Genomic DNA, 26,643 nt, shown 5'->3' with positions numbered 1-26,643 from the left:
TCATGAGGTGGGCGCGGCGTCATCTGTCTCGATCAGATAGCCAAAACCGCGCCGGGTCTGGATCAGCTTGGCGCCCAGCTTGCGCCTGACCCGCCCGACCAGCACTTCCACCGAATTGGAATCACGCTCAAAATTTTGGGCATAGAGCTGCTCGGTCAATTCCTGTTGCGAGACGACGCGCCCGGCCTGCTGCATCAGATAGCTGACCAGACGGTATTCCTGCGGCGAGAGATGAATGGCTTGCCCATCGCGGCTCAAGCTCTGGCGTAGGGTATCCAGCCGAAAGAGACCATGGACGAGGACGGGCGCTGGCTGTCCGGCGGCGCGGCGAATCAGGGCCTGCACGCGCGCGAGCAGTTCTTCGAGCCGAAAGGGTTTGGGCAAATAGTCATCGGCGCCGGCCTCGATGCCCTCAACGCGCTCGGTCCAGTCACCGCGCGCGTTCAGAATCAACACCGGCAGCCGCTGACCGGCAGCGCGCCACTGACGCAGCACCGACAAGCCATCGAGCCCGGGCAGCCCAAGATCGAGGATGGCGGCGGCATAGGGTTCGGTATCACCCATGAACCAGGCATCGCGCCCGTCGCGCGCGCGCTCGACCAGGAAGCCGGCGGCCGTCAGACCGGCCGTCACCGTCTCGGCGACCTGATCGTCGTCTTCCACCAGGAGCAGGCGCATCAGTCCTCATCCTCCAATTCCAGGATTTCACCCTCGCGGGCGTCGATCTCAACCTCCAACCGGCGCCCGTCCGGGGTCAGGATCTTGAATTCGTAGATCCAGACCCGCTGGCCGGCGTGCTTGTCGCGTTCGAGTTCGATCCCGATGACCTCCCCCGGTACCTGTGCGCCGATCTGATGCAGGATCTCGGCGATCGGCCGGATCTCGCCGCGCAAACGCGCCGCGCGCGCGCGCTGGTGATCCGCCTGAGTGTCGGCACTCACCTGAAGACTGAACAGGCACAGGAGGCCCATGCGGATGACATCGCGCATCGCGGAGGTTGGCATCATGGTTCGGTGCTTGGCGTCTGGACTCAATCCTTCCAGGGACCATGGCCCGGAATGTCGATCCAGCGTTCGTCATAATTGCCTTCGGCGGCTTTTTGATGGCAGGCGCTGCACTGGCTAAAGCTGTTGACCTCCGGGTTCGCTGTCACCAGGCGGGCCGGTATCTCGTCATGCTCATGCTTGAAAGCGGCGCTTGCGGTGATGCGAGGCAGACCACCAGAGACCGCGCCCGGATTGTTGGCTGCATTGGCGCCTAGAAAGGCGCTGATCTCTGCGCGCGGTTGCTCGGATAGGCTGGCATCGTCGCCGTAATGATTGATCAGTGCATCCGGCGCCATGATCCGGGCCCAGTCCCGCGGCGGGAGCAGGCCGGGCTGATAGGCCATGTGGCAGGAACCGCACTCCTCACGATAGGTGGCGTTGACAACCGGCGTCTGGCGCAACTCGAATAAGCTGTTGTCGTCGCGTTCGTGCTTGTCGTCGTCATCATCATCGGCGAACGCCAATTGGGTGCTGCTCATCGCCAAGCTGCCGGTGATCAGGAGTGTCAGAACGGATTTGAATAAAAAGGGACTCATGTGTCGATTCTCCGGCTTATTGGGTCTTGATGTAGGCAATGAAATCGGCTTTTTCGTCGGCGGTGCACTCGCGCCCGATGGTCCAGCGACAGTTGCGCCGCAACCATTTCTCGATTTTGGCTGAATCGGTGAGACGCCGCGGATTCACCGAGGGGGCCAGGGGTTCGATGACCTTTCCGGTGTTGGCATGCTGTCCCGGTTGCGTCAGATCGCGACCATGACAGGTCGTGCAACTGCGCGGCTTGGAACCATCGGCCTGGGGGTATTCCTTGAGCCAACCGGCTGCTCCAGCGGCGGGATCGGCCGCACAGGGGGTGGCAGGCAGGATCAGCATGCTGGCACTGAACAGGACTGTGGGCAGGGCAGTGGCAAGCTGTCGTTTCATTGGTTGGTTCTCCGTTGGTTGGCTCTCAGCCTGGCTCCCACCGGATCTTTGCGGTGGTCCTTGCAGACTGTGCCGATAGCCTAGCGAGCGCACCCTGACAAAAGGCTGACAGCCCGCGTCAGTCTTCGGTCAGGCGCGCTTGGTTAGTCTCGCTGTTCGTGAATCTTCCCAGTCAGGGCGCCGAGACGCCCGCACCGGGATACTGACCATCAAACCTGAACCGGAGAACCCAAGCATGTCGAACCCAAGCATGTCGAACAACGCACCGAATGACACCGCCACCCTTGCCAACAGCTCCCGCAGCGACGCCCCTAAGCGGGTTCGCGTCTGGGATCCGCTGGTCAGGATCTTTCATTGGTCATTGGTGGCCGGATTTGCCACCGCCTTTATCGTCGAGGACGACCTGCTCGGCGTCCATGTCTGGGCCGGCTATCTGGTGCTCGCCCTCATCAGTGTACGCCTGATCTGGGGGCTGATAGGCACGCGCCATGCGCGCTTCAGCGACTTTGTGCGCGGCCCAGGGGCTGTGCTTGCGTATCTACGTGATGTTGTGCGCTTGCGGGCGCCGCGTTATCTGGGCCACAACCCGGCGGGTGGCGCCATGATCGTGCTGCTCCTGATCAGTGTCGCTGCCACCGGAATCAGCGGTCTGGCGCTCTATGGCGCCGAGGAGTTCGCCGGCCCGCTGGCCGGGGTGATGCGTGGCCTGCCACCCTTCTTGGGTGAGGTTTTGGAAGAGACCCATGAGGTGTTGGCGAATGTCTCGCTCGGTCTGATCCTAATCCACGTGGCCGGGGTGCTGGCCTCCAGTCTGCTGCATCACGAGAATCTGATCGGCGGCATGATCAGCGGCTACAAGCGCCAAGAAATGGAATAAACGCCTCGTGCGCGAAACGTCCGACCTGGAAAGCTGGGAGACGCCCTTGTCCGTCGGCGTCCTCCCACACCAGCACCTTCAGCGGCAGATCCAGACCGCTGCTGGGCGCGGCCCGCATCAGCGGCGTGCCGGCCTTGGGGTGGCCGAAGATCAGCAGTTGCATGGGCGGGAGTTCGAGTCCGGCCTCCTGGGCGCCGGCGCTGTGATCAATGCGGGCAAAGACGGTGACGCCTTTCTCCTGCAACAGGGCTTCGAGTCGGTCGAGGGTGTCTGGGATCGAATAGGGGCTGGTGCGTTGCGCCAAGCCCTGTTCAGCGGAGAAGGTGGCTGGCGAAACAGCCAGCATCAGCAGCAGAACAAGCAGTGCCTGTCGGGTCAGTTGCGCGTTAGATTGGATCATTGAAGACGCTCCGATTGTGGTTGGACAATTTCGTGCGGGACAGGATATGGCGAACAGCGACTGTTTCAATGGATGATTCCCGGGCGCCGGTATCACCCCCGCCAATAAGCCGGCAGGAACAAAATCAGCAGGGTAAAGACCTCCAGGCGCCCGACCAGCATGGCGAAGACCGACAGCCATTTCACCGCGTCATCGACCGTGGCGAAGGTCGACGCCACCTCGCCCAACCCCGGCCCGAGCAGATTGATGGTCGCCGCCACGGCGCCGACCGCGCTGATGAAATCCAGCCCCAGCGCCATCATCCCCACAGTCAGCAGCAGGCTCACGGAGGTATAGAGCACCGCGAAGCCCCAGATGGAAAACTGGGTGTCCTGATCCACCGGGCGACCGCCGAGCTTGAGGCTGATCTGGGCGCGCGGATGGGCAAGATGAAACAATTGCTGCAAGCCCTGACGGGTCATGAGCAGAATCCGCAGCACCTTCATGCCGCCGGCGGTCGAGCCGATGCAGCCACCGATGAACGACAGAATGATCAGGGTGAGCGGAATATGTCGTGGCCAATCGCCGAAAGTGGCGGTGCCAAAGCCGGTGCTGGTGAGGATGGAGGCGACCTGAAAGGCGCTGTGGCGCAGGGATTCGCCAAAGCCGGTGTAAGCGCGCGTCCACAGCAGGCTCAGCGCCACGAACAGACTGCCGCCGAGAAATAGCCAGCCGTAGACCCGCACCTCCGGATCGCGTCCATAGGCCAGCGGATCGAACCGCTGCCAGGCAATGAAATGCACCGCGAAGTTCACCCCGCCGGCGAGCATGAAGACAATGGCAATGCTCTCGATCAGCGGGCTGTCAAACCAGCCCATGCTGGCATCATGGGTGGAGAATCCACCGGTGGCGACAGTCGCGAAAGCATGACCGACGGCATCAAACAGCGTCATGCCCGCGCCCCAGAAGGCCAGCGCACAGGCCAGCGTCAGGCCGACATAGAGTCCCCACAGCGATCGCGCGGTCTCGGCGATACGCGGGGTGAGCTTCTCGAACTTGGCCACCCCGGAGGACTCGGCGCGATACAGCTGACTGCCGCCCACGCCCATCAGCGGCAAAATGGCCACCGCCAGCACGATCATGCCCATGCCGCCGAGCCATTGGATCTGCTGGCGGTGATAAAGAATCGACGCCGGCAAGGCATCAAGCCCAATGATGACGGTGGCGCCCGTGGTGGTGAAACCGGAGATGGACTCAAACACCGCGTCGGTAAAAGACAGATGCAGCCCCAGCACGAAAGGCAGACCACCAATGGCTCCCAGCAGCGCCCAGAAGAGCGTCACCACAAAAAAGGCCTCGCGCACCGACAGCGCCCGCGGATCATTGCGATTGGGCAGCCACAAAAGCACCCCCAGGATCGCCGACAGCAGCCAGGACGCCGCGAACACCTGGATCTGGCCGTCGTGATACAGCCAGGCGATGCCCAGCGACGGCAGAAAGCTCAGGCTATAGAACAAAAACAGCACGCCGAACAGGCGAAAAATCGCGCGCCAATGCATGGCCGGTGACTCGACATCCGATGATTAAAGAGACGAGCGAGGATTCTACCGCCACGGCGATCCTTCAGTGCGAACGCACTGCGTCGCGCGGGTCGGAGCGGACGGCGGTTGCCCAGTCGCATGGGGCACGACGAACAGGCCCTGCGCGAGGCCGGCGTCGGCAACCACGACGTGGCGGTGGTGGCCATCGGCGAGGAACTGGAGGCCAATATCCTCTGCTGGCGACCCGGGCCTTCTTCCGGCGACGCACACAGCATCACGTCTTCGGGCGCAGCCTGGGCGCCGAGGAAGTCATGAAAGTGCTGGCGCTGGGCTTCTTCCTCGCCACCCGAGCCAAGGTACGCATTGGCTACACGGCGAGCAAGGTGTTTTTTGGCTGAAGCTGCCGAAGAACGACGACCATGGGCGTTCCGTGACGGCGGGGATCGGTGCTGGAGGTGGAAAAGAACCTGGTGCTTACCGCCCAAAAGAAAAGGCTACCAGAGTTCATCGACGCGCAGGCGCACATCTGGCAACAACACCGGCGCGACCACCTCGCCCGGCGCGGGGCGCAACATCAGCCGATACCCATCGGCGGAGGCTTCCCGATAGAGTTCCAGGCGGCGGTGCTGAAGATCCACCAGCCAGACCTCGGGGACACCTTGAGCGGCGTACAGTGGCACCTTGACTTCGCGGTCGTAACGCAGCGAGCTGTCGCAAATTTCAATCACCAGCAGGGTATCGGCGGGCGTCGGATTCGCGCCCTCATAATAATCATCGCGCGGGCGCAGCAGCATCAGATCCGGCTCGGGCTCCGAATGCGGTGCCAAGGTGAGTGGATCCTGCACAGCCACCAGAGCCTTGTCACCGACGCGCTGGTTGAGCAGTCGGTTCAGTCGCTTGTTCTTGCCGGCATGATCGGGGTTGATGGGCGTCATGGCTCGCAGCTCTCCGTCGATGAGTTCAAGGCGATCATCTTCATCAAAGAGACCGGTGGAAATCATTTGATGGTAGGTATCCACGCCCAGGCGAAAGATGGGGCGTGCTTCCTCAAGGGTGGGTTCAGCGACGACAACAGCCATGGTGGAACCTCAAGTCGATGCGGACAAAGAGGCTCGAAATCCTATTCTTTCAGGGGGATAAAAGCAATGCGTCGTAAATATGGGACATTTGCGCTGTCTCGTTTTTTGGGCAATCACGGGCAAGAACCGGCGGTGATGGCATTGCGTTCGCGCGCTCCAACTGGCGGTAAAGCGCGAAAATGCCTCGCCGGAGATCTATAGATAATAATAATTCTCATCTGCAATGAATGGCAGGCAAGCGCTCGCCTCGGATGCGCTGTTCCGATTTTAAGGTGGGCTCGCCAGAGAGGGGTTAAGCCGGGCTAGCCGGTAGCGGGAATCGGCTGCACCAGCGAGCGCATCTGTTCGGGTCGGCCCTGTTTGATGTGCCCCACGGCCATGGCCATCATCACCGCCAGGGCGAGCCCGACGCGGGTGGTCATCTTGGCAATGCCACGGATAAAGTGCAGCTCAAAGCCGAAGTGGCGGTCGATACGATTGTTGATCCGCTCCAGGGCGCTGCGCGCGTTGTAGCCGCGCTGCCAGCTTGGGCTGCCATGTGGGGTGGGCACGAAGATGCGCCGGTCTTGTTCGTCGAGCTTAACGCGCACGATGCGCCCGTAGGTTCCAGGAGCGACCCCACCGGCCTGGTGGCACTGATCTCGCCCTTGGCAGTTCAGATCATAGGCCGCCGCTGGGCAGCGGTATTTCAGGGCATTGCGATCCGCCTCAAAGCCCTGAAAGGCGAGGTCGCGTTGTTCGCCGGTGGCGGGGCAAATGCAATGGAGCGAACCTTTTTCGGTATATACGATGGTATCGGCGCGCTGGGGGTTGAGTGGGCGGGTGATGGGTTTGGAGGGGTCATCATCCGGAAGCTGTTTCTCTTCGCGCCACAGCTCACGGGTATCGATCAGCGGGCGGATCTGAGAGTCATCCCAGAGCATGGCCTTGTGTCAGCGCCGACCTGAAAATGTAACCCAGTGGTCGGCTTGAACATGTAGAGAAGATTTTCTTCTCCGTGTTCTTTTCCCTCCTTTTTTTTTATTCTTTTCTTCCTCTTCCTCTTTCTCTTCTTCTGCATTCCCTGCTTGTTCTGACTTTTCTTCGGCGTCGTCTTGGGCGGTGAAGCCCGCTGATATTGGCCATGCTTGGGGTAACGTGGAGGACCCCCAAGTGAAACGACGAAGGCGGCGCAAGTGTTTGCACTGCGGTGAATTATTCCATCCTGACGCGCGCAACGTGCACCACTAGCGTTACTGCGGCAAGGGCGAATGTCGCCGTGCCAGCAAAGCGGCCAGTCAGCGGCGCTGGCTGGATAAAGCAGCCAACCGCGACTATTTCCGCGGCCCGTCCAATGTGGAGCGCGTGCGTGACTGGCGGGCGAAGCACCCCGGCTACGCCCGCGCCCGCCCGGCACAAGGGGCGGGGGCGTTACAAGACGACTGCGCGGCGCAAGTGGCTGAAATAAATAGCGATTCAGAGCACTTAAACAGCAACGCGTTACAAGATCTCTTGGGCGCGCAAGAGATTGTTCTCATTGGACTTATCGCCAACTTAACCGGCTCGGCATAAAAAAAGACATCGCGCGCAGCGCGCGGCGGTTCCAACAATTAGGCCAGGACATTCTCAGTGGCGGGACGCCCAATGTTGGAGAACCAAGCGATGCACAAGACTCTGTTGATTCCTGCCCGGCGCCGCCGGGTGCCACGCCAGTTCAGTTGGGTCGACCAGCGCCTGGTGCGTGAGCGCCATCTTGGCCGCTGCGGGGCGCACGCCCTGGCGCTGTATTTGTTTCTGGTCACGGTGGCCGATGCCGAGGGGCTGAGCTATTACGGCGATGGCGCCATCGCCGCGCACCTTGGCTGGCCAGAGGCACAGGTGCGCGCGGCGCGTGCCGCGCTCATCGGCGCCGATTTGATCGCCTTTGCCGCGCCGCTCTATCAGGTGCTCTCCCTTGATGGCGTCGCGGCCACCGTGGCACAGCCCGCATCGACAGTGCCGGCCGGTCGCTCACCCGCGCGTCCGGCGCCGTCACCACCAGGCGCTGCCCGCGGCGAGCTGCGCGCCCTGCGAGCCATCCTCCGGGAGATGGTGTCATGATCGACTACCAGACCTTCTGTGCTATCCGTGAGCATCACGACCAACGTGGTCTGAACGCCACCCAGATCGCCGAGGCCTTGCAGTTGGACGTGCGCACGGTGAGCAAGTGGCTCGCCGAAGAGCGCTTTCGCCCGCGCCAAGCGCAGGCACGCGCGAGCAAGCTCGACCCGCACAAGGCCACCATTCGCCGCTGGCTGGAAGCGCATCGCTACAGCGCCCAGCAGGTATTTTCAGCGCCTGCGCGAGGAGGAGGGCTATAGCGGCGGGATCAGTATCGTCAAAGAGTATGTGCACAAGGTCCGCCCACCGCGCACCCCGGCCTTTCTCACTTTGTCGTTTGCTCCTGGGGAATGCGCGCAAGTGGACTGGGGTGTGTGGGACGCTGTCCCGGTGGGCCAGACCCGCCGGCGTCTGTCGCTGTTTGTGATGGTGCTCAGCTACAGCCGCATGCTCTATGTCGAGTTCACGCTTAGTCAGACCCCGATGGTGATCAGGGTCGCAGTTCCTGGCCTGTCATCAGAACGCCTTTGTCTTCTTCGGCAACCGCATCCCGCACAAGATCATGGTCGATAACCTCAAGTCTGCCGTCTTGCGCCGCATCACCGGGGAGGCGCCGGTGTTCAATCCGCGCTATCTGGATTTTGCCAACCATCATGGCTTTCGGGTCATTGCCTGCAACAAGGGCAAGGGCAACGAAAAAGGCCGCGTGGAATCGGGCGTTGGCTATGTGAAGAAAAATTTCCTCAACGGGTTGGATGTGTCAGATTTTAAGACCCTCAACCCGGCGGTACGGCTGTGGATGGATGGCATTGCCAATGTTCGTGAGCATGGCGAGACCCATCAGCGCCCGGTCGATCGCTTTGCCGAGGAGCGCTCAGCGCTGCAGGCGGGGCCGCAGCAGCCCTATGACGTGGCCAATATCGTGCAGGTGCGCGCCTCATCAAGCTTTCGGGTGCGCTGGGAGACCAATCGCTATTCGGTGCCGGCTCAGTATGCCGGGTGCTTGCTGACGCTGAAGGCCTATCCCGATCGCTTGTGCGTCTATGACGGGGAGCGGCTGATCGCGCGCCATCCGCGCAGTTGGGATCGCCACCAGGACTTTGAGCATCCGGATCATCCCAAAGCCTTGCTGGAGCAGCGCAAGAAGGCGCGCACGCAAAAGCTGTTGGGGCGCTTCCTGGCGCTCTCCCCGCGGTCCGAGGCCTACTACAGAGCTCTGGCCGAACGGCGGCTCAACCCCGAGCATCATGTCCAGAAGATCGTGGCGTTGAGCGAGATCTATGGCGTGGAGGCTACCGCGCGGGCGATGGACGATGCCTTCACCTATCAGGCCGAACAGCCGCGAATACGTGGCCAATGTGCTGGAGAGCCGGGCGCGGCTGCAACCAGAACCGGCGGCACTGAGCTTGACCCGGCGCCAGGATTTGCTGGAGTTGGAGATGCCGGCGCCGGATTTGAGTCTGTATCAAACCCCTGACGCATCGCCGGAGTCCGCCCAATGACCACCAAGACATCCACCAACGAGCAACTGGCCGAGCAACTGGCCTTTTTGAAGCTGTCGTTCATGCTGGAGCAGTTTACCGCTCTAGCCGGGGAGGCGGCGCGCGCGCATTGGGATCATGTGGCTTATCTGGCGGCACTAGCCGAGGGGGAGACGACGCTGCGGCGCGAGCGCAGTGTACAACGGCGCATCAAGCAGGCGCGGTTTGCAGTGATCAAGACGCTGGAGCAGTTCCAATGGAGCTGGCCGAAGGCGATCAATCGCCAGCAGGTGCAGCATTTGTTTCGCCTCGATTGGGTTGCTGAGAAAGGCAATGTGGTCTTCCTCGGTACCGTGGGGGTGGGCAAGACGCACCTGGCCACGGCGCTGGGTTATCAGGCGTGCCTGAAGGGCTACAACGTGCGTTTTGCTACCGCCATCGAGGTGGTCAATACCTTGGTGGCGGCTGAGCGCGCCGGGCGGTTGAAACAGGCGCTGGAGGGCTATCGCAAACCGGCGGTCCTGGTCCTGGATGAGCTTAAGTATTTGCCCATCGATAAGGTCGGTGCGGATCTACTGTTCCAGATCCTCAGCCAGCGCTATGAGCAGGGTGCCACCGTCATCACCTCGAACCGCGCCTACAAGGATTGGGCGGAAATCTTCAACAACGATGCCACGCTCACCTCGGCGCTGCTCGATCGGTTGCTGCACCATGCCGAGACGGTGCTCATCGAGGGACCGAGCTATCGGATGAAGGATCGCGTGGAGGTCTGAACCACAGCTCGCCGCCCGCCATGGGCGGCGTGACGCAGCTTTGCGCCGGCTGCACTTTCAAACCGGCTGTTTGGCGACATAATCACGTCGGCGCTAACACTTGCCGATTCTGTAAACTGCGAATCGCACGCGTCGCCCCCCCAGAAACGCGACAAGACGTCGCAGGAGAAATCACAGATGGCGGTTTTCGCACGCTCATGGTCGCTGTTTCGCAGCGCACTCGCAGTGCTCGGTGCCGAGAAGGCGTTTCTGCTCTATCCCCTGCTGGCGGGACTCGGCATACTGATCTTCTCGGCACTGATTCTCGGCGGCACGCTGGAGCGATTGCACGGCGGTGATCCAAGCTTCGCCGATGGTTTGGCCTTGGCCCGTCAACGCGCGGGCGTCATTCTTGGCTATTCTGGCATTGCCGCGACCGTGGGTTTGTTGCTGTCAATGCTGCGCGGACGCGACCAGCAACCGGGCATCGGCTTGTTGCTCTCCAGCCTGGGTGGCTTCGCCTGGAGTGTGGCGACCTTTCTGGTGATTCCCGTCCTGGCCGCGAAAGGGATTGGAGCGATAGCGGCGATCAAGGAGAGCGTCACCCTCCTGAAGCGCACCTGGGGCGAGCAACTCAGCCTCAATGTGGGCTTGGGTGTTATCATCGGCCTGCCCATGCTGCTTCTGTTCGCCGCCACTTTCGGCGCCGCCTTCTGGGCCGCAAGCACCCAACAGCCGGCGCTGATCATCGGAGCGATCGCCACCGGCGTGACACTGATCGCGTTGTTGTCCCTCATCAGCGCGACCCTCAATGCCATTATCCGTGGGGCCATCTATGTCTATGCCGAGGAAGGCGAGGTCCCTGGGCAATTCGACGACACGTTGGTGCGCCAGGCACTAAAGTCACGCAAACGATGAATCAGGGAGACAGGTGTTCAGAATAAAGGCGACGCACGAATGAGCCCGTCGCTGGATAATTCAAGGTAACACCTATCCTCTTGGCTCACTTTGGCGATTTCTGGCCAATAAGACGTGATCAGGGTGACGAGTTCGCTGTTACAGACGTTCCCAAGAGCGAGTCGTAACAACCGCTTCGGCGTTCCGCGCAGAAAATGGCTGTCACGAAAATCGCCATCTTTTGTGATTAGCAACATGTCGTTTGTATCGACGTAGGCCGCAATTGCAGCGTCCTGGGTTTCCGATCCGTCCAGGATACGGTTCACATGGGTGGCATCGACACCCATGTCGCGTAACTGACTGACCAAACGATAGGCCACGTGGACATCGCAAAGAACGCGCATCAGGCAGCGGGTCGCAGCGGTTCGCCGGAGACCAGTAAACGGGCATAGGCCAGGCAAGCTCGGATATCCTCGCGCTCCAGTTCAGGATGATCAGCGAGGATCTCATCCATGCTCATTCCCGAGGAGACCAAGTCCAACACCACCTCAACCGGCCAACGCATGTGACGGACGCAGGGTTTGCCGTGGCAGATATCCGGGTCAAGAGTGATGCGCTCAAGTTGTGACATGGAGGACTCCCGCTGATGTGGCTTGGGCATGCTAAACCGTCTCACGGGACGCGTCCAACCGTTGCGTCAGGGACAAGGGTGCCCGCTGGCGCCTCCCGGCGCCAGTCGCGTGAATCGCTCGGGTTTACCCGTCAGTCTTGAACAGCAGCGCCCCGGGTCCGAGTTGCCAGTGGTGATCGTCATCCAGTTCCTGATCGATCAGCACCGCTCGGCAGGCGATGTCGTCCACCGAGAGCACGGAGACCGCGCTGTCATTGATCCAGCTGACGCCTTCGAGAAATCCGGCCAGTCGTGCTGGACAGTCCGCGGTGACTTCGATCCTGGCCATTACAGCTGACCCTCCTGGGCCAAGGACAGGGCGCCTTCACCGCCGACGATGATGTGATCGAGCAGGGTGATATCGAACAAGCCCAGCGCATCCTTGATCCGACGAGTCACGCGCACATCCGCGCCGCTCGGGGTTGGGTTACCGCTCGGGTGGTTGTGAACCAGCAAACAGGCCGCGCAATTCAACGTCAGTGCCCGCTGGGCAATCACCCGGGGATAAACGTTGCAGCCATCGATGGTGCCCTGAAAGACCTCCTCCAGCGCGATCAAGCGGTGCTTGTTGTCGAGAAAGGCCACGGCGAAGACTTCATTCGGTTTCCCGGCGAAGCGCAGCCGCCCAAGTGTCCAAGAGCATCCATGGTGTCAGCGGCATCGGTGAAGGTGTCATAGCTCACCCTGGGCTCCAGCACCTTCAGCGCCAGCGCGAACAAGGTGTCTTCAGCGCCAGCGCGACCAGCGTATCTTGCTCATCGGGCGTCAGGTCCGCCGTCTGCATGGCGGCAAACCGATTGGCTTTTTGCCGTTGTTTTGTCAATTCGCGTTGGGACTTACTGTGAGTGGATCGGGGCATGACTGTTCCTCCAGTAAAATCGGGAAACAGGCCCCCCTTGGGGACGCTGTCCCCCAAGGGATGAAAAAAAGACTTTCGGCTGACAGCCCGGTGAAGATCGCGCGCTGTTAAGCCGCCAGACGTGATTCCGGCAATTCTTGCCAGACATCCGCCCAATCGACGCCACGGGCCAGCGGCGGAATCGGTGCGAGCGGCACGCGGATGCGCACCTCCACCGACGCACGCAGCCGTCGCTGAAGCGCTTGGGCTGCTTGTTCGCCGACACCTGAGCGATCCTTGTCGGCCCAGACTACCAGCCGGCGAAGGCCGGGCGGCGGCGTGAAGCGTTCGAGCAGGGTCGCTGACAGCGCCGCCCAGACCGGCATGCCGGTCATGGCGCGCACGGCCAGCGCGGTCTCGATGCCCTCGGCCAAGCCAAGTGCCGGGGTTTTTGCACGTTCGACCGGGCACAACCGCACGGCCGAGCCAACGAGCGAGCGATTCTGGCCGGATGCCATCAGTTTTTTGGGCGCCGGCATTGGCGCCTTGCCCGCGCCGTCTTCTCGCAGATACGTCCGATGCAGCGTCATGGCCGATCCATCCGGCGCGGACACCAACGCCAGCATCGCCGGAAACCGCCCCATACAGAGGGGACGGTCAGTTCCAGCCGTGCTCCAATAGGGCAATCCCGGATGAAACCGGAGTACCCGTTGATCAAAATCGGCATCGCTGAGTCCGCGCTGGACCAGATACCGCTGCAGAACCACCGCGCCAGGATGGTCGGGCCGCAGGCTTTCATTCCACAGCGCTCGCAGCCGGGCGCGGGCTTGGTCGGCAGCCTGCTTGGAAACGCAGACAGGGAACTTAGACCGGTCGACCACTGCAGGCCGTGCCAAAGGCGGTGTCGCGTTGGTTAGCTCCAAAACGCCAGCCACCCGGTTCAACGCCTCGGGAAACGACCACCCAAACAGCCAGCCCAGCAGCGCAAAGCCATCCGGATAAGCCCCGCAGGTCGCGCAGATGCCACCGCCGGAACGATCCACATCCGGAAACAGCCGAAAGCCATCGCCCTGACCAGCGCCATGCACCGGGCACGGCCCATGGCGTCCCGGTCGTTGCAAGGCCGCCTCAAGGGCTGGCCTGGCCAGTAGGTCCAAAACGGTCAACCAGCCGACACGGTGCACCGCCTGGCGAACGTCCGCCGATTCAATCGGGTTCATCAAGGCTCTCCAAAATGCACAGGCCGGCGCTGGAACAGACCAGACACCGGCGGGAATAGACAACAAGGACACGGCGGATCTCGCCATCAGGCCCGATCAATGCACTCTATTCTTGGCATCCACCAACAGCTTGCAGATCGGGATGGCGCGTTTGCCAACCTCGACAAAGCGCACCGGCTTGGAAATGACCCAGGCCGCGTGCAGCGCCTCCAGCGCCCCGGCACTGGGGCCGAAGTCCTTGATGGCGATCTCGTTGACCTCCAGATCGACGCCAGGCAGTTCCACGCTGGCCACGGCGATCAGGTCACCGGGCGAGCGGGCATTGACCAGTAACAGCGCCGGTCGGCGGGATTGGGCATAGCGTGACCACAACAAACGGCAGTCACAGGTATTGAAGCGAAGCTTCATGCGGGGCTCCTCGGAATTGGGAAGAAACAGAAACGACAGCTGGCCGGGCACGAAGCCCAAGCCAGCGGTGGCGAAAAAGCGCAATCAGGCGAAAACAGCCTGGTGCGTCATCGGCTCAGCACGCTGAGCCAGCATCGCGCGGGTGCGCATCTCATCGAGCACCAAGCGGTACACCGCCTTGATGTCGCGATGGGTCGCGCGGTCGGCGGGTTCGGACAGCAAGGCAAACACCGACTGCCGAGCAATGGTCAGTTGGCGGTCGCTGGCGGTATCGAGGAATTTCTCAACGTCGTTCCAGAAATCACGGTTCATGCTCATGGTGGACTCTCCCAAAGTGACGGGGAGACACCACCCCCATGGGGAGAGGATCTCCCCAGAGGGTTGAACAAAGTGGCCGCACAAAGGCGGTTGTATCGGACGCGGTTAAAAGCCCCATCTGGGTGGCGACGCCCATCATGAAACCGGGGCGTCTTCGGTCGCCGTTACAGCAAGTCCTGGCATCAGGACTCACCGCAAAACCGCCTTTTCCACCGCCGTTGGCGTCCATGGCCAACGACACTGGAAAAGGCCCGGTCACCGCAAGGCGGCCGGAGGGGGTGGAGTGAATACGATGGACGGTGGCTGCCCGGATGCATCGCAACGCACCCTTGCAGCCTGAACGAACGCGTGTCGTGAAGACACCACGAAAGAGCGCCCGCGACAGCGCCTTTTCAGACGCTGCCGCGAACGACAGTGGTCAAACGACCGTCAGGCCGCGAGCAACAACCGCTCGGCCGCGCCGAATAAGGCCGTTCTCAGTTCCGTGACCTCATCGACGCGCAAGGCCACCGGGAACAGCCCCGATACATCCACGCCAATGCCCAGCCCGACGGTCTCCAGACCTGCGGCTGAACAAAGCCGCAGAATCTCCCGCGTTTCCGCGATGCGATTCGGCTTGCCGTCGGTCAGCAACAGCACAATGCGTCGGGATTCCGGTCGGCCCAGTAAGTCGGCCGCCGCGAACCAGAGCGCGCCGGCCATCGGTGTGCCGCCCCGGGTGCTTTGCAGAAAGGCCCCAGCACAGGCGCGCGGCCGCTGACCATGGCGGACTAGGACACTGATCCGATCCTCCACCCCGGACAGGCCCGGGAAAGCGCTGACCGCGACGGAAACCCCATGGATGCCGTCCAACGCCAAGGCCAGAGCCAAGGCGGCGGATTGGGCGATTTGCCCCCGACGTTGAACCAGGCCATCACGACGGCGCACTGGCGAATTCATGGATCCGGACAAGTCGATCAGTAGGTGAATGGCGGTATCCACCGCTACCCGCTCGCGTTTGCGCGCGAACAAGCGCGGATCGCCGACCGCCGCGCGGTAGAGACGCTTGGGCAGCAAGCGCGGCCCATGGCGAAATGCCTGTGGTCGGTCCAGCCGCGAGGCTTGCACCAGTCCCTGCAGACGCGCCCGCAACCGGCGCGATTCTTCCTGCACGGTGGCGAGCAAGCGTAAACCTCGGGTCGGATCGCTCTCGAAAGGCTCCGCACGGGGCAACAGACAAGGGCTGTCGCCCTGACCGGCGGCATCAAGGAGCTCGCGCACCTGCTGAAAGAGATCCCCCGGCAGATCGTCATCGCTGGCGCTCAGCGCCTGAGCGATGGCTTGGGCCTTTCCGACGTCAGCCGGTGCGTCCGCGTTGAGCGTTGGAGGAGGCGTCGAGTCCGGCTTGGTTGAAGAAGCCGAACCGCCAGGACCAACCGATGTCGTCCCGTCAGTCCCCTGTTTCTGTCCTTGTCCCTGTCCCTGTCCAGAGGGATGATCCCCAGCCGCGTTTCCAGGGCTTGATTGGCCAGCTGTCGGGTTCAGTGAGTCATCAGCGCCCGCTGCGTTGGCATCCGTGGGTGTTCCGGTTGAACCACCATCCGATGTCGGGTGATTCCTCCCCGCAGTGCCAGGCACGTTTTGGCCAGCATGGCCCGGCTGATCTGGCTGATCGGTCCCGGACCCAGACGACGGCGCCCGAGCCGGCGGCTTCTCTGCCTCCAGCAACGCGCGAATCCGCTTCGCCAAATCGACCGTATCCCCGGTGTTGGCAAGCTGACCGACCTCGGTCAACAAGCCCTGCAACCGATGCACGGTCCGCAACGGAAACACCTCGCGCAGCACCCGCTCCGCTTCACGCGCCGAAGCGGCGAGCGACTCGGTCGCCAACAGCCGATGGCGCAGATGCAGCAGCAGATAGCTGGTCAAGACCTGGGCCGGATGCGCATCCGGCTTCGGCGGCGACAAGTCACCGCGTCCGCTCAGATGGTCGCACACCGCCAGCAAGGTCTCCCGTGTGCCGGGATAAGGCACGGCAATGGCCCGCTCGATGCGGATATCCTCGAGAATGTTCAGCACGCTGCGGCTCAAGGGATCTGAACCCGAACCCTGGCGATAGGCATCAAAATCGGTAAAACGCAAATGCGCCGCCTCGTGGGCCAGATAGCCCCAGGCAACCGGAATCAGCTCAGATTGCGGCGGCAAGGCCGGCACCTGGATACTGTGACCGTCGGTGCAAGCCTCATCCCCGCCAACCGCGACTGGAACGCCAAACTGGCGTCCCAGCGCGGCGGCGACAATCGGCATGGCCTGATGCAAGGTGCGAAAGGCATGGCTCATGGTGATGCTCCATAGTTTGATGGGGCATCACACCCCAGGGGGCGAAATGCCCCGAGGGGTTAAGATGAAAATGCGTCAATCAGCGGCGTCGATCCCGATGGACGCGACCCGCCATCCAGATCAGAACCAGAAGTCCTGTGCCGGTCTCACCGGCATCGGCACTGGCATCGGTGGACGAGGGGTCGCGATGGGTTCCGGCCGCGACGGCTCCTCGAACAAATCATCGAAGTTCATCGGCTCGTCATCGGAGCGCATGTCCGCCTCAGGGGCCAGGCTGACCTCGTCCTTGTGCGACGCCGGTTCATCCTCGGCAACCGCGGGCGACTCCGCGTCAGTCACAACCGGTACGTCCGGCATCAAGGCTTCAAGTCCGACTTTACCCCCTCAGATCTGCCCATTTTTCGCCGCTAGGCCGCGTAGTTGCTGACTTTCTTGGCGGGTAAATTTTTCAAAATGTAGCCATGCATGTGAAATATTAATACTTGCCATTGCTGATCTCATGCGCTAAAACTTAGCCATGCAGACAGCACATGGCAATTTGCACCTGGAAATCCAAACCACCCGCAAGAGCCCGGTGGGTCTTTTGCGCACGTCTTTTCGCGACCATGGCAAGATGCGCCATACCCAGCACGGGCGCATTACCGGCTGCTCACTGGAGCAACTCAAGCTCCTGCAACTGGCCTTCCGCGAGCGCGTGGTGCCCGTCGATGACCCGCAGGCCTTCCAGATTCTCAACAGCCGCGAAGTCGGCGCTAGTCATGCCATTGTGGCCATTGCCAAGCAACTGGGTTTGCACCGTATTCTCTACTCGCGCACCGAACCCTGGGTCAACAGCGCATTGGCGATGATTGTCGGTCGCTTGGTCTATGCCGGGAGCAAACTCGCCTTATGCAACCATCATCCCAATACCTGCCTGTGGGAAATGTGCGGCATCGATGAAGCGCCTGATGTTGAGGCCAACTGCTACGAACCCATGGACAGGTTGTTACAGCGCCAAAAGGCGATTCAGAAAGCCCTGGCCGGGCGCCATCTGCGCAATGGCCAGGTGATTCTCTACGATATCACCAGTGTCTATTTTGAAGGTGATTACAAAGACAGTGACTTGGTGACCTTCGGTTATAACCGCGATGGCAAGAAAAGCCGTGAGCAGATTGTTGTCGGGCTGATCTGCAATGACCAAGGTTGCCCTGTCGGGGTGGAAGTCTATGCCGGCAATACCAAAGACGAAACCACTGTGGTCGACAAGGTGCATGAGATCAAGCAATGTTATGGCATCGCGAAGGTCATCTTTGTCGGCGATCGCGGGATGGTTACCCGCAGCACCATTGATAAACTCAAAGACGAGAAGGACTTACAAACCATCGGCGCGCTGACCCATGGTGAGATGATGACCTTGCTGAAGAACAAGGTGATCACCCTTGATCTGTTCGATGAGCGCAGTATCCATGAGGTCAGTGACCCTGATGAGCCGACCCGCCGCTACTGCCTCTGTCGCAACCCTCAGACGGCCGTGCGCGAGTCGCAGACGCGCCAACGGCTGCTCGATCTCACCACCAAGACCCTGACGGAGATCGCGGCCTACAAGCGTGCCACAACCGTTGAGAAGCTCGGTGCGCGTGTCGGCAAGGTTCTGGCCAAATACAAGTTGGGAAAGTTCATCCAATGGGCGATCGAGGCCGACCCGCAACAGGAAAAATCTTGCCAGCATCGTCTGACCTGGTCGATTAAAACCGAGAAGGTGGAGCACGAGAAGCGCTTCGACGGCTGCTATGTCATCACAAGCGATGTTGACAAGGAGCAGATGAAGACCTTGGACGTGGTGCGCGCCTATAAGAGCCTCACCTTTGTCGAACGCGCCTTTCGCAATCTCAAGACCGTGCAGCTGGAGATTCGCCCGGTTTATCACAAGACCGATGACCGGATTCGCAGCCATGTCTTTCTCTGTATGCTGGCCTATTACCTGCAATGGCACATGGAACAACGTTTAGCGCCGCTTTTTGCCAACGATGGCGAGGGCAAAGACAGACGCTGGACATTCCGTGGGGTGATTGATTGCTTGGCGCAGATCACGCGCAATCGCGTGACGGTCAACGGCACTGAATTCGATCAAAAGAGCATTCCAACACCTGAACAAGAACAGATACTGGAGCTCCTGCAAGTGACGATGTAGCCACCCGCGTGAAATCCGAAATCGCCTGCCAGCCCAGTCGTGGCAGGGGTTTTCGGCCGGTCTGTCGAAAGAAAATCGGCCGAGAATAATGGCCGATTCCGAGGCGGTGATGCCCTGGGCGCGCCACTGGCGCCATTCGGGGGTGCGTTGGGCCAGATCAATCGTTTTCATGGAAAGCTCCGTCAAAAAGACCGAGGCATCCTGCCCCTCGGGGCAGACGCCCCGTGGGGTGAAGAAAATTGGCTGTACTCGCTAAACTCAGGCCGCCAGGCGTTGCTCGGCGGCATGTTTCGCCTGATCGAGAGCCTTGAGGGCCTGTGCCAAGTCAGACGCTTTGCAGCGCGCCCGCAAATACTGTTCAGCCTGCTTCCAGGCGGACTTCTCCGCCGCGCGAGCGACCACCTTGTCGATCCGCGCTTGCAGGCTGGGATCAAGGGTGAGGGGCTCGGCGGTTGGTTCTGCGTCCGGCGGTGAATCCGGTCCACTTGCTGGCGCCTGTTCCGCGCATTCCGCAGCAACGACCGACAGCGCAGTCTCCGCTTTGTCGGGGACAGCCTTTGTCGTATCCAGCGACGCAGCGACCGGAATCGAGGTATCCGCCTCGATCACCTTGCCTTCCATCTCCTCGGCAGTGTAAGACGCCTCCTCGGGAAAAGCCGCGCGCAAGGAAGCCGCCTTGGCACACTTCATCAATTGTCCGCGCGGGCGCTTGACCCACATCTCCGTCGGCAGCTCCGAGTAAGCCCCGCCCTGGCGGGCATAGGCTTCCAACCAAAACACCGGCTCGGTGAAGGGACAGCGCTGGCCGCCGACTAGGCGATAGACGGTTACTTCGCACCACTCGGGGAAGCTGACTGCGTAGTCCAAGTCCTGCCAAGCGCCGTTGCGCTTGACCTTCCCCGAGAAGGTGCGCTCGATCAGCGGGCCGAAGCGGGGCGGATCGATTCCGGCCCACTGACCAGTGCGCGCGGCGGTGGTCTGCACCTCGGCAATGCCTGGCCAGACGGTCTCGACCTCCTGGCCGAGCGCCTTCGACCACATGGGTACCACATGCACCGGACGCTTGATCACGTCCAGATTGCGCGCGGCGCAGTAATGCACCGCCAGTAGAATGCCCTCGGCGGTCTTGGCGGCCGGGAAAATGGAATCGGTCAGCACCTTCCAGGTGCTGGGGGTCAGATTCAGCGCCGGATCGACCGCCGGCATCGGGATGCGCGGCGCGTCGGGGCCAGCAACAGCATGAACGGAACGGGGCATGGTGTCCTCCTCAAAGAATGGGGCACCAGCCCCCCCACGGGGTCACTGGTCCCCCATGGGTGAAACGAAGATCGCTGGGTTCAGACGGCGAGCTGCTCCAGTCGCCGTGCCAGGCGCGTCAACCGCTCTGGCTGACCCGCCGGGGTTGGCCGCAGCTCGGCGCGTTGTCGCAGCCGTTGGGCCATCAGGGACAGCTCGCGGCACGCCCAGCGTCGGGTGCTGCCGAAGCGGATCGTTGCGGGATTCTCCGGCTCAAAACGGCAAGTTATCGTCAATCTCCGCGTTGGCTGCTGGTGCTTTCTGACCATGTCCAGCCGAGCCGTTCTTGCTGCCAAGCATTTTTATCTTGTCCGCAATGATCTCGGTGGTGTAGCGGTCCTGGCCGGAATCGTCCTGCCATTGCCGGGTCTGCAAGCGGCCTTCGACATAGACCAGCGCCCCTTTGTTGAGGTACTCGCCGGCCACGTCCGCCGTGCGCCCGAACAGCACCACGCGGTGCCACTCGGTGCGTTCCTGCGCCTCGCCAGTCTTATCCTTCCAGCGCTCGCTGGTGGCCAGGGTCAGATTGGCAACAGCACCTTGCCCGTTCTTGGTTTGACGGACCTCGGGATCGCGCCCGAGATGGCCGATGAGTTGGGCTTTGTTCAGCATGATCATTCTCCAGGGTGGGATGACAACGAACGCCGACGCTGATAAGTCGGCGACTCCAGGGGATGTGGTTCCGGCGGCGGCAGTGGCGCGACGCGCGCGCCGAGCAGCCAGTCTGCGAGGTGCCAGAACAGCACCTTCCAGCGGCGGGGAATCCGCCACGGATGTTGTTGCATAGGAAACCTCCTCGCCGGTGGCGGTCTGCACAGGGCAGCCACTCCAGGCGAATGGACGGGAAGAGGAAAGCCCCGGGTGGGGTGATGGAATGGACGCGGTTTGGAATCCTCAGTGAGGATCAGACTTATGGCGTTATCGGTCTGAAACGCCGCCGGCCATCAGGGCCAACGAGCGAAGAAATCGTGATCGGCAAGGGCGTCCGGCTGTTCCGCGGTCCCTCAACCGTTCTCTGCGAGTATTGCCGCCTGAATGGTTTCGCGCAGCCATGAAAGCGCGGGAGAAATGGCGCTGTTTCGCGACGCAGAGGAGGATGGCCGGGTTGGCCAGCGCGTTGGTGGCCAGGAGAGACCCAGCGGGGGATGGCAGCTTGCCCGAGGTTGCGGATGCCCCCATGAAGTGAGGACGTCACGAAAATGGCCGAACCGGCGCTGAGGAGGCCCGAATGCGAACAGGAATGCGAACAGGAAATGCCCTACTGATTGGGCTGGTGTTGGCGGTGCAAGGGGTTTTGCTGGGAGGACAGGTGATGGCCACCGAGGAACCCGATTACGCCGTCGTTAGCGAGGGACCGGTGTTCGAGGTCCGGCGTTACGCCCCGCAAGTGCTCGCCGAGACCGAAGTGACCGGCCGTTTCGATAAGGTCGGCGGCGAGGCCTTTCGGCGTCTGGCCGACTTTATCTTCGGCAACAATCAAGCGGCGGAGAAAATCGCCATGACGGCGCCGGTCAGTCAGACGCCAGTGGTTGCCAAGGCGGACAAGGGCGGAACGCGCATCCCGATGACCGCGCCGGTCAAGCAACAAGCGGCGCAAACCGCGAGCGAGACCTACCGGATCAGCTTCGTGATGCCGAGTCGCTTCACCCTCGACACTGTCCCGCGTTCCCGAGACCCGCGCATCAAACTGCGCGAGGAACCCGAACGACTGATGGCCGTGCTGCGCTATTCCGGCGGCTGGGGTGAGAGCCGCTATCTTGAGCACGAACGAAAACTGCTTAAAGCGGTTCAGGCGGACGGCCTCACGCCCATCGGGACGCCCGTCTATGCGCGCTATAACTCACCGTTTTCTCTGCCGTTTCTGCGACGCAACGAGGTGATGGTTGAAATCGACGAGCCCAAGGAAAGCCCGTGATGGCGCGATCATCCCGGTCAGCGACCGGGTGAAAGCATGTCTCAGCCTTGAGTGACAGCAGATCAATGTTGCGGCGTTCTTGATCACTCGCGTGTTTCGCTGGATAACAGCGAACAATGTGATGGCGCAGAAGACATGCGATGTTGAGAAAGTGGTTTTTTCCAACCGCGCATGGAAAGTTGCCGTACCAGACAACTGGGCGAAGGGATTCAGAGCTTCCGCCCGGTGCACCAAAATATTCTCCGCCTCATGAGCACCTTGTCAGCAGGCAGCCGATGGCGACCTGCTTGGGGAGTCCGACCACGACAGCATTTTCTGACACCTAATGCACGGTTTGCCGCATCGCGCTGTCGGTATCCGCCAACACCTCCGCGAGCGCAGCGGGCAGGTTCTGGTTTGCGCGACCGATCAGGGTTTCAGCGTGCAGAGCGGGTGCTACAATGAGCGCCGTGAGGAAAAAACGTTTTGAGTGCTTTTGCCATGGCGGATGTCTTGTGTCTTGTTGTTGACTTAGTTGCAAGTTTATCAGCAAGGTTCAAGATCTGCTTGGGTGTTCGATAGTTTGCATACACCATTAGTCAACCTTTAGGCTCGGATGGCAAGCAGATCGTTGGTCGACAGAAAGTAGCAACTTAACACCAGCGGCAAGCATGCTTGCTGAACTAGTCGAGCCTGACAGCGCGGGTCATCGGAAGTCCGCTAACGGCCATTAACGGACGTCCGATCAGGTGAGCCAGCGGTTCTTTCGGGTTGGGTTGCGATCAACGATCAATCCGACTGGTCAAAATAGCCCAGTTCGTCCATGCGGTGATGCAGAACGCCGATGATGTCGATACAGGTCTCACGAACGAGGTAATAGATGACATGCGAGCCTTGCGCGTAACTGCGGTATCCCTCCTTGATGTCGCCACGCGGCTTACCAAGCATCGGATTTGCAGCCAGCCACGAAAAGCGCTTGTCTATGTCTCGCAGGTAAGCATCGCGTTGCTCACGCCCCCAGGTTCTCAAGGTATATCGGGCGATTTCACGCAGGTCGCTAGCCGCCCGAGGAGTGATCCGAAAAGAACCGCTCATGCCTCGCGATCGGATTCCACGAGGAGAGCATCGATTGAATAATTAGCCACGAAATGGCCGCGAAGAGCTTGTTCTTCACCCTCAGCCAGATGTGCCCGGAGACTGGCCATCTTGCTGTTTCGCTCCTCTAAGTGCCTTAGTGCATCGCGCACGACCTCACTGGCCGAGCCGTAACGGCCGCTTGCAACTTCGCGTTTGATGAAGATTTCCATATGTTTACCAAGGCTCAAGCTCGTGGTTGCCATTTCATGACCCCTATATTCAAATTAAGCAAATATGAATATGGATGATATTGTCCATTCATGCTGCGATCAAGTGATGAAAAGGCGGCTAGGGCGCTCGTCGGGTTCCTAACGGATTGGCCTAGTCATTGTTGACGCTGTCGCTTCCTCAGAATGAATGCCGAAAGACGGTCGACCGCCTTGATGCCGATGCGTCGGATGACTGCTCTGGGTCGAGACCGGCCTCTCGCCCTCGCCAACATTATGGTCACCACCATCATGGTCGCTAGACGCATCAACCCGCGCTCAAACCTCTAAATCCGCCGTATCGTGCCAAGCCTGCGGCGTAAGGCCACCACAAGTTCTCTCCGGCCGCACGGCCTGTCGCTTGAGCCTCATCATCAAGCCATCTTCGGGCGCGATTGGTCAATCGCCGGACTCAGCCACCAAGTTCACCATGATCGTCCCCGCCAAACGTAGGTGTCAACGCGTCGCTGCGTGGTTCTTCGTCAATCCCGGCTTCCATCCCTTAGCCCTCAGATCCAGCCGGGTGTGAATCCTTCCGAACCTTAACTACCCGCGATTTCCAGCAGCGCAAAAAAACAGCTTTACGCCGAACGTTTCGCAGTCGCTCTGGCTGTTCGCAGCGATCAGGATGGTGGCATGAACACCATCCCCATCCCCCTGCTCATGCTGTCAGGCACCCTCGTCCTTGGCAGCACCGTCCATGCTCAGACCGAGCCCACCTCGCTGCGCTTCTACGAGCGTGGCGCCGAGGGCTGGTTCTGGTATGCCGAACAACCGCCCGAACCCGAGCCTGAACCCGAGGAGGAACCGGAACCGCCACCTGATCCGCCCCCACCGCCGGAAACCGACAAGGTTGCCGAACAACCGCCGACGCCCGAGACGCCAAGCCGTCCCGCCGGCCCAGCGCCACTCTCCGCCGCCTGGCTGCGTGCGAATCTGGAGCGCTACCGGGATGTCGCCATTGACGATCCCTCGCCGCGCACGTCTCCCTCTATCTCTACCTGCAACGCCTGGCCATCGACAAAGCCGAGCGCTTTGCCGAGGCGAGCCAGCGCGCGGTCTGGTCCGATCCCTTCCTCGACGAGACCACCCGCCGGCCGCTCGCGACCTTCGCCGCCAATCTGGTCAATCGCGAAGCCGCGAACCAACGCGACCAAGCACTGACCAAGACCGCCCAGGTTGCCGGCCTTTGGTTCCTGTACCGCTCCGATTGTCCCTACTGCGAAGCCCAAGCGCCGCTGCTTGAGTTGCTGACCAACCGCTACGGCTTCGACGTGCAGGCCATCGCCCTCGATGGCCGCCCCTTGCCCAGTGGGTTCTTCCCCGACTTCCGCACCGACAGCGGCCAGGCCCGCGCGCTTGGCGTGATCTCCACTCCGGCGCTCTTTCTGGTTCGTCCGCCCGACGGTATCAAGCCATTGTCCCAAGGCGTGCTGTCGCTGGCCGAATTGCAGCAGCGCATCGTCCAGACCGCCGCCGATGCCGGCTGGATCGATGCGCGCTGGCTGGAACGCAGCCGCGCGCGGGTGACCGCGCTGCTCCTGGACGCGGGCGCTTTGAACGACCCATCCCTGGCCGAAGACCCCGAACGGCTGCTTGAGCACCTGCGCGGCCAGCGCCCAGCGCTCCCCAATCGCTCGGTTACGGAACCCCTGATTCCATCCCCCACGACTCATCGCCTCGGAGGTCACTAATGCGCGTTGCGCCCGTTCTCGGTTTGTCCCTCACCCTCAGTGCCGGGTTGCCCGGCATGGCGCAGGCCGATCTATCGGCCGAGCTGGATGCCATGTTCGACAGCCTGGTCAACGTCACTGACCCGACCGCCCACATGGGCCAGCGCCGGGGCGTGCTCTCTGGTGGGTCGGTCTATGCCCGCAACCGGGTGATGACCGTCAATCCCGTGCATATCATCCCGCCGAGCTTCGAGGCCGGCTGCGGGGGCATCGATCTGGTCGCCGGTGGTTTCAGCTATATCTCCCGCGAGCAGTTGACCGAGCTGTTTCGCGCCATCGCAGCCAATGCCGGCAGCTACGCCTTCAAGCTCGCTCTGGACTCCATGTGCCAGAACTGCGGGCAGGTGATGGATTCCTTGCAGAAAAAGATCCAGGCGCTGAACAGCCTGTTCGCCAACTCCTGTCAGCTCGGACAGGGCGTGGTGAACGATGTCGTCGATGCCTTCGACACCCAGCAGAAGATCAAGCACTCCGAGGCTTCCCTGGTGCGCGGCATCGGCGATGTCTTCGAGACCTGGTCCAGCGTGACCGGCGAAGACCCCATCACCCAGGTGCAGAACAGCGATCCGGACTATGCGCGCGAGGAACTCCAGGGCAACCTGGTCTGGCGGGCCTTGAAAGACGGCGCCGTCAGCGGCTGGTTCGATGCAGGCGACGACAGCCTGCTCGAAAGCTTGATGTCGGTTACCGGTAGCGTGATCGTCGGACCACCGGAGCCGAGTCCCGATGGGCAAGGCGCGAACAACCGGGTGACGCCTTTGCCCGGGGTTCTGTCGCTGCGCGATCTGCTGCACGGGACCTCGGGTAACCGCGAAGTCCAAGTCTACCGCTGCGCCCCCAGTCGCGACGCCGACGATTGCCTCGCGCCGACCGTTCAGACCTTGACCCTGACCGGCATGATCGAACGGGTGCGCACCCTGCTGATCGGCGATGCCGACTCCGCCGGCCTGATTGCCAAGTTCCGCTTCGGTACCAGCGACTTCACCGCTGACGAGAAAGCCTTCATGCAGGTCGCCCCCAATGGCCTCGGCGGCGCCGTGGCCAATCTGGCGCGCATCGACGAGGGAACAGCTTTGCTCTTCGCCGAGCGTGCCGCGCCGGTGATCGCCATCGAACTGGTGCAAGAACTGCTGCACGACATGGCCCGTGCGGTCAGCCTGGCGACGGTGGTCGCGGACAACGCCTATGCCGGTCTGCTGAGAGAACAGATCGCCGAGTCCCGCGCGGACCTCAGAGCCGAGTACGAGGTGGTCAGCGCCCAATACGGCACCGCGCAGGAACAGCTGGCCTATTACATGGACCTGCTGCAAGCGGCCAAATCGACACCCTACTGGAGTGTTGAGCAAGCCGGCGGCGGACGCCTGACCCCGGAGGGCTGAGCC

The 26,643-nt window shown here is 61.6% G+C and carries 34 protein-coding genes and 2 pseudogenes; 11 read left to right on the top strand and 25 right to left on the bottom strand.

The genetic code is table 11. From position 1 onward, the window contains the following. The 4 genes from Thiowin_RS12535 to Thiowin_RS12520 are packed head-to-tail and all read right to left on the bottom strand — an operon-like array spanning position 1 to position 1,967. Positions 1-678 carry a response regulator transcription factor gene (locus Thiowin_RS12535; protein WP_328983344.1) on the bottom strand — a complete coding sequence of 226 codons (678 nt, stop codon included), beginning with the start codon at positions 676-678 and terminating at the stop codon, positions 1-3. Continuing rightward, a complete protein-coding gene (locus tag Thiowin_RS12530; RefSeq protein ID WP_328983343.1) occupies positions 678-1,007 on the bottom strand; it encodes a PepSY domain-containing protein in 330 nt (109 codons plus the stop codon). Before Thiowin_RS12530 ends, Thiowin_RS12535 begins: the two co-directional genes overlap by 1 nt. A 23-nt stretch (positions 1,008-1,030) precedes the next feature. Beyond that, positions 1,031-1,582 (bottom strand): cytochrome C, encoded by a 552-nt coding sequence (locus Thiowin_RS12525; RefSeq protein ID WP_328983342.1) that lies wholly within the window; start codon positions 1,580-1,582, stop codon positions 1,031-1,033. A 16-nt stretch (positions 1,583-1,598) separates the two neighbouring features. Next, complete coding sequence (locus Thiowin_RS12520; protein ID WP_328983341.1) at positions 1,599-1,967, bottom strand: DUF1924 domain-containing protein; 369 nt, start codon at positions 1,965-1,967, stop codon at positions 1,599-1,601. A 250-nt stretch (positions 1,968-2,217) separates the two neighbouring features. Here Thiowin_RS12520 and Thiowin_RS12515 point away from each other — a divergent pair, with 250 nt between their 5' ends. Beyond that, the gene (locus Thiowin_RS12515) at positions 2,218-2,844 is read left to right on the top strand and encodes a cytochrome b/b6 domain-containing protein (protein WP_328988073.1); all 627 of its coding nucleotides are present in this window, start codon (positions 2,218-2,220) and stop codon (positions 2,842-2,844) included. Here Thiowin_RS12515 and Thiowin_RS12510 read toward each other — a convergent pair. Both Thiowin_RS12510 and Thiowin_RS12505 read right to left on the bottom strand, forming a co-directional pair. Continuing rightward, positions 2,813-3,244 (bottom strand): DUF302 domain-containing protein, encoded by a 432-nt coding sequence (locus tag Thiowin_RS12510; RefSeq protein WP_328983340.1) that lies wholly within the window; start codon positions 3,242-3,244, stop codon positions 2,813-2,815. The genes Thiowin_RS12515 and Thiowin_RS12510 overlap by 32 nt on opposite strands. Before the next feature lie 92 nt (positions 3,245-3,336). After that, complete coding sequence (locus Thiowin_RS12505; RefSeq protein ID WP_328983339.1) at positions 3,337-4,782, bottom strand: potassium transporter TrkG; 1,446 nt, start codon at positions 4,780-4,782, stop codon at positions 3,337-3,339. A gap of 120 nt (positions 4,783-4,902) precedes the next feature. Here Thiowin_RS12505 and Thiowin_RS12500 point away from each other — a divergent pair, with 120 nt between their 5' ends. Then, complete coding sequence (locus Thiowin_RS12500; protein WP_328983338.1) at positions 4,903-5,079, top strand: hypothetical protein; 177 nt, start codon at positions 4,903-4,905, stop codon at positions 5,077-5,079. 179 nt (positions 5,080-5,258) lie between these two features. On the opposite strand, the gene Thiowin_RS12495 is transcribed toward Thiowin_RS12500, so the two are convergent. From Thiowin_RS12495 to Thiowin_RS12485, 3 genes are all read right to left on the bottom strand, one after another. After that, entirely contained in the window at positions 5,259-5,843 is a 585-nt protein-coding gene (locus Thiowin_RS12495) for a Uma2 family endonuclease (protein ID WP_328983337.1), read from the bottom strand. Positions 5,844-6,145: 302 nt separating this feature from the next. Next, a complete protein-coding gene (locus Thiowin_RS12490; protein ID WP_328983336.1) occupies positions 6,146-6,766 on the bottom strand; it encodes a hypothetical protein in 621 nt (206 codons plus the stop codon). 9 nt (positions 6,767-6,775) lie between these two features. Then, the gene (locus Thiowin_RS12485) at positions 6,776-7,018 is read right to left on the bottom strand and encodes a hypothetical protein (protein ID WP_328983335.1); all 243 of its coding nucleotides are present in this window, start codon (positions 7,016-7,018) and stop codon (positions 6,776-6,778) included. A gap of 466 nt (positions 7,019-7,484) precedes the next feature. Between Thiowin_RS12485 and Thiowin_RS12480 the strand changes: the two genes are divergently transcribed. From Thiowin_RS12480 to Thiowin_RS12460, 5 genes are all read left to right on the top strand, one after another. After that, on the top strand, positions 7,485-7,922 hold the full coding sequence (locus Thiowin_RS12480) for a hypothetical protein (RefSeq protein ID WP_328983334.1): 438 nt from the start codon (positions 7,485-7,487) through the stop codon (positions 7,920-7,922). Further along, complete coding sequence (locus Thiowin_RS12475; protein ID WP_328983333.1) at positions 7,919-8,182, top strand: hypothetical protein; 264 nt, start codon at positions 7,919-7,921, stop codon at positions 8,180-8,182. Before Thiowin_RS12480 ends, Thiowin_RS12475 begins: the two co-directional genes overlap by 4 nt. Positions 8,183-8,484: 302 nt before the next feature. Next, positions 8,485-9,399, top strand: a complete 915-nt coding sequence (locus tag Thiowin_RS12470) for a Mu transposase domain-containing protein (RefSeq protein WP_328983332.1) — start codon at positions 8,485-8,487, stop codon at positions 9,397-9,399. 21 nt (positions 9,400-9,420) lie between these two features. Further along, on the top strand, positions 9,421-10,176 hold the full coding sequence (gene istB, locus Thiowin_RS12465; RefSeq protein ID WP_328983331.1) for an IS21-like element helper ATPase IstB: 756 nt from the start codon (positions 9,421-9,423) through the stop codon (positions 10,174-10,176). A 177-nt stretch (positions 10,177-10,353) separates the two neighbouring features. Next, positions 10,354-11,073 (top strand): DUF6159 family protein, encoded by a 720-nt coding sequence (locus Thiowin_RS12460; protein ID WP_328983330.1) that lies wholly within the window; start codon positions 10,354-10,356, stop codon positions 11,071-11,073. 17 nt (positions 11,074-11,090) lie between these two features. On the opposite strand, the gene Thiowin_RS12455 is transcribed toward Thiowin_RS12460, so the two are convergent. From Thiowin_RS12455 to Thiowin_RS12410, 10 genes and pseudogenes are all read right to left on the bottom strand, one after another. Continuing rightward, positions 11,091-11,432 (bottom strand): DUF5615 family PIN-like protein, encoded by a 342-nt coding sequence (locus Thiowin_RS12455; RefSeq protein ID WP_408034077.1) that lies wholly within the window; start codon positions 11,430-11,432, stop codon positions 11,091-11,093. A gap of 23 nt (positions 11,433-11,455) precedes the next feature. Then, positions 11,456-11,683 (bottom strand): DUF433 domain-containing protein, encoded by a 228-nt coding sequence (locus Thiowin_RS12450; protein WP_328983328.1) that lies wholly within the window; start codon positions 11,681-11,683, stop codon positions 11,456-11,458. A gap of 124 nt (positions 11,684-11,807) precedes the next feature. Continuing rightward, positions 11,808-12,011: a hypothetical protein gene (locus Thiowin_RS12445; protein ID WP_328983327.1), complete on the bottom strand. Its 204-nt coding sequence runs from the start codon at positions 12,009-12,011 to the stop codon at positions 11,808-11,810. Next, positions 12,011-12,325, bottom strand: a pseudogene (locus tag Thiowin_RS12440) (JAB domain-containing protein); the annotation flags it as partial. The pseudogene Thiowin_RS12440 and the gene Thiowin_RS12445, both read right to left, overlap by 1 nt. Positions 12,326-12,422: 97 nt before the next feature. Next, the gene (locus tag Thiowin_RS12435) at positions 12,423-12,581 is read right to left on the bottom strand and encodes a hypothetical protein (RefSeq protein WP_328983326.1); all 159 of its coding nucleotides are present in this window, start codon (positions 12,579-12,581) and stop codon (positions 12,423-12,425) included. A gap of 107 nt (positions 12,582-12,688) precedes the next feature. Then, complete coding sequence (locus tag Thiowin_RS12430) at positions 12,689-13,780, bottom strand: DUF7146 domain-containing protein (protein WP_328983325.1); 1,092 nt, start codon at positions 13,778-13,780, stop codon at positions 12,689-12,691. Positions 13,781-13,876: 96 nt separating this feature from the next. Continuing rightward, a complete protein-coding gene (locus tag Thiowin_RS12425; RefSeq protein WP_328983324.1) occupies positions 13,877-14,188 on the bottom strand; it encodes a hypothetical protein in 312 nt (103 codons plus the stop codon). A gap of 84 nt (positions 14,189-14,272) precedes the next feature. Next, positions 14,273-14,506 (bottom strand): hypothetical protein, encoded by a 234-nt coding sequence (locus Thiowin_RS12420; protein ID WP_328983323.1) that lies wholly within the window; start codon positions 14,504-14,506, stop codon positions 14,273-14,275. 429 nt (positions 14,507-14,935) lie between these two features. Next, a complete protein-coding gene (locus Thiowin_RS12415; protein ID WP_328983322.1) occupies positions 14,936-16,825 on the bottom strand; it encodes a VWA domain-containing protein in 1,890 nt (629 codons plus the stop codon). A 120-nt stretch (positions 16,826-16,945) separates the two neighbouring features. Further along, positions 16,946-17,164, bottom strand: a complete 219-nt coding sequence (locus Thiowin_RS12410; RefSeq protein WP_328983321.1) for a hypothetical protein — start codon at positions 17,162-17,164, stop codon at positions 16,946-16,948. 178 nt (positions 17,165-17,342) lie between these two features. Between Thiowin_RS12410 and Thiowin_RS12405 the strand changes: the two genes are divergently transcribed. After that, the gene (locus tag Thiowin_RS12405) at positions 17,343-18,995 is read left to right on the top strand and encodes an IS1634 family transposase (RefSeq protein WP_328983320.1); all 1,653 of its coding nucleotides are present in this window, start codon (positions 17,343-17,345) and stop codon (positions 18,993-18,995) included. A gap of 258 nt (positions 18,996-19,253) precedes the next feature. Here the strand turns inward: Thiowin_RS12405 and Thiowin_RS12400 are convergent, their stop codons facing one another. From Thiowin_RS12400 to Thiowin_RS12385, 4 genes are all read right to left on the bottom strand, one after another. Beyond that, a complete protein-coding gene (locus Thiowin_RS12400) occupies positions 19,254-20,252 on the bottom strand; it encodes a recombinase RecT (protein WP_328983319.1) in 999 nt (332 codons plus the stop codon). An 80-nt stretch (positions 20,253-20,332) separates the two neighbouring features. Beyond that, on the bottom strand, positions 20,333-20,527 hold the full coding sequence (locus tag Thiowin_RS12395; protein WP_328983318.1) for a hypothetical protein: 195 nt from the start codon (positions 20,525-20,527) through the stop codon (positions 20,333-20,335). Further along, positions 20,505-20,903 (bottom strand): single-stranded DNA-binding protein, encoded by a 399-nt coding sequence (locus Thiowin_RS12390; protein ID WP_328983317.1) that lies wholly within the window; start codon positions 20,901-20,903, stop codon positions 20,505-20,507. The genes Thiowin_RS12395 and Thiowin_RS12390 overlap by 23 nt, the downstream gene beginning before the upstream one ends. Before the next feature lie 2 nt (positions 20,904-20,905). Beyond that, entirely contained in the window at positions 20,906-21,076 is a 171-nt protein-coding gene (locus Thiowin_RS12385; RefSeq protein ID WP_328983316.1) for a hypothetical protein, read from the bottom strand. A gap of 527 nt (positions 21,077-21,603) precedes the next feature. Here Thiowin_RS12385 and Thiowin_RS12380 point away from each other — a divergent pair. Further along, positions 21,604-22,206, top strand: a complete 603-nt coding sequence (locus tag Thiowin_RS12380; protein ID WP_408034214.1) for an SOUL family heme-binding protein — start codon at positions 21,604-21,606, stop codon at positions 22,204-22,206. A gap of 768 nt (positions 22,207-22,974) precedes the next feature. Here the strand turns inward: Thiowin_RS12380 and Thiowin_RS12375 are convergent. Together Thiowin_RS12375 and Thiowin_RS12370 are read right to left on the bottom strand one after the other, a co-directional pair. Next, entirely contained in the window at positions 22,975-23,280 is a 306-nt protein-coding gene (locus Thiowin_RS12375) for a type II toxin-antitoxin system RelE/ParE family toxin (protein WP_328983314.1), read from the bottom strand. Then, positions 23,277-23,525, bottom strand: coding sequence for a type II toxin-antitoxin system ParD family antitoxin (locus Thiowin_RS12370; RefSeq protein WP_328983313.1), 249 nt, complete (start codon positions 23,523-23,525; stop codon positions 23,277-23,279). The genes Thiowin_RS12375 and Thiowin_RS12370 overlap by 4 nt, the downstream gene beginning before the upstream one ends. Positions 23,526-24,164: 639 nt before the next feature. On the opposite strand from Thiowin_RS12370, the pseudogene traF reads away from it, so the two are divergent. Both traF and Thiowin_RS12360 read left to right on the top strand, forming a co-directional pair. Continuing rightward, positions 24,165-25,222, top strand: a pseudogene (gene traF, locus Thiowin_RS12365) (conjugal transfer protein TraF). Further along, the gene (locus Thiowin_RS12360; protein WP_328983312.1) at positions 25,222-26,640 is read left to right on the top strand and encodes a conjugal transfer protein TraH; all 1,419 of its coding nucleotides are present in this window, start codon (positions 25,222-25,224) and stop codon (positions 26,638-26,640) included. Before traF ends, Thiowin_RS12360 begins: the two are co-directional and overlap by 1 nt. The last annotated feature ends 3 nt before the right edge of the window (positions 26,641-26,643 follow it).

The organism is Thiorhodovibrio winogradskyi (assembly GCF_036208045.1).
In the GTDB taxonomy this organism is placed as follows: Bacteria; Pseudomonadota; Gammaproteobacteria; order Chromatiales; family Chromatiaceae; genus Thiorhodovibrio; species Thiorhodovibrio winogradskyi.
Note: the sequence above shows the minus strand (reverse complement) of the source record. Positions and strands in the feature narration are given on the sequence as shown.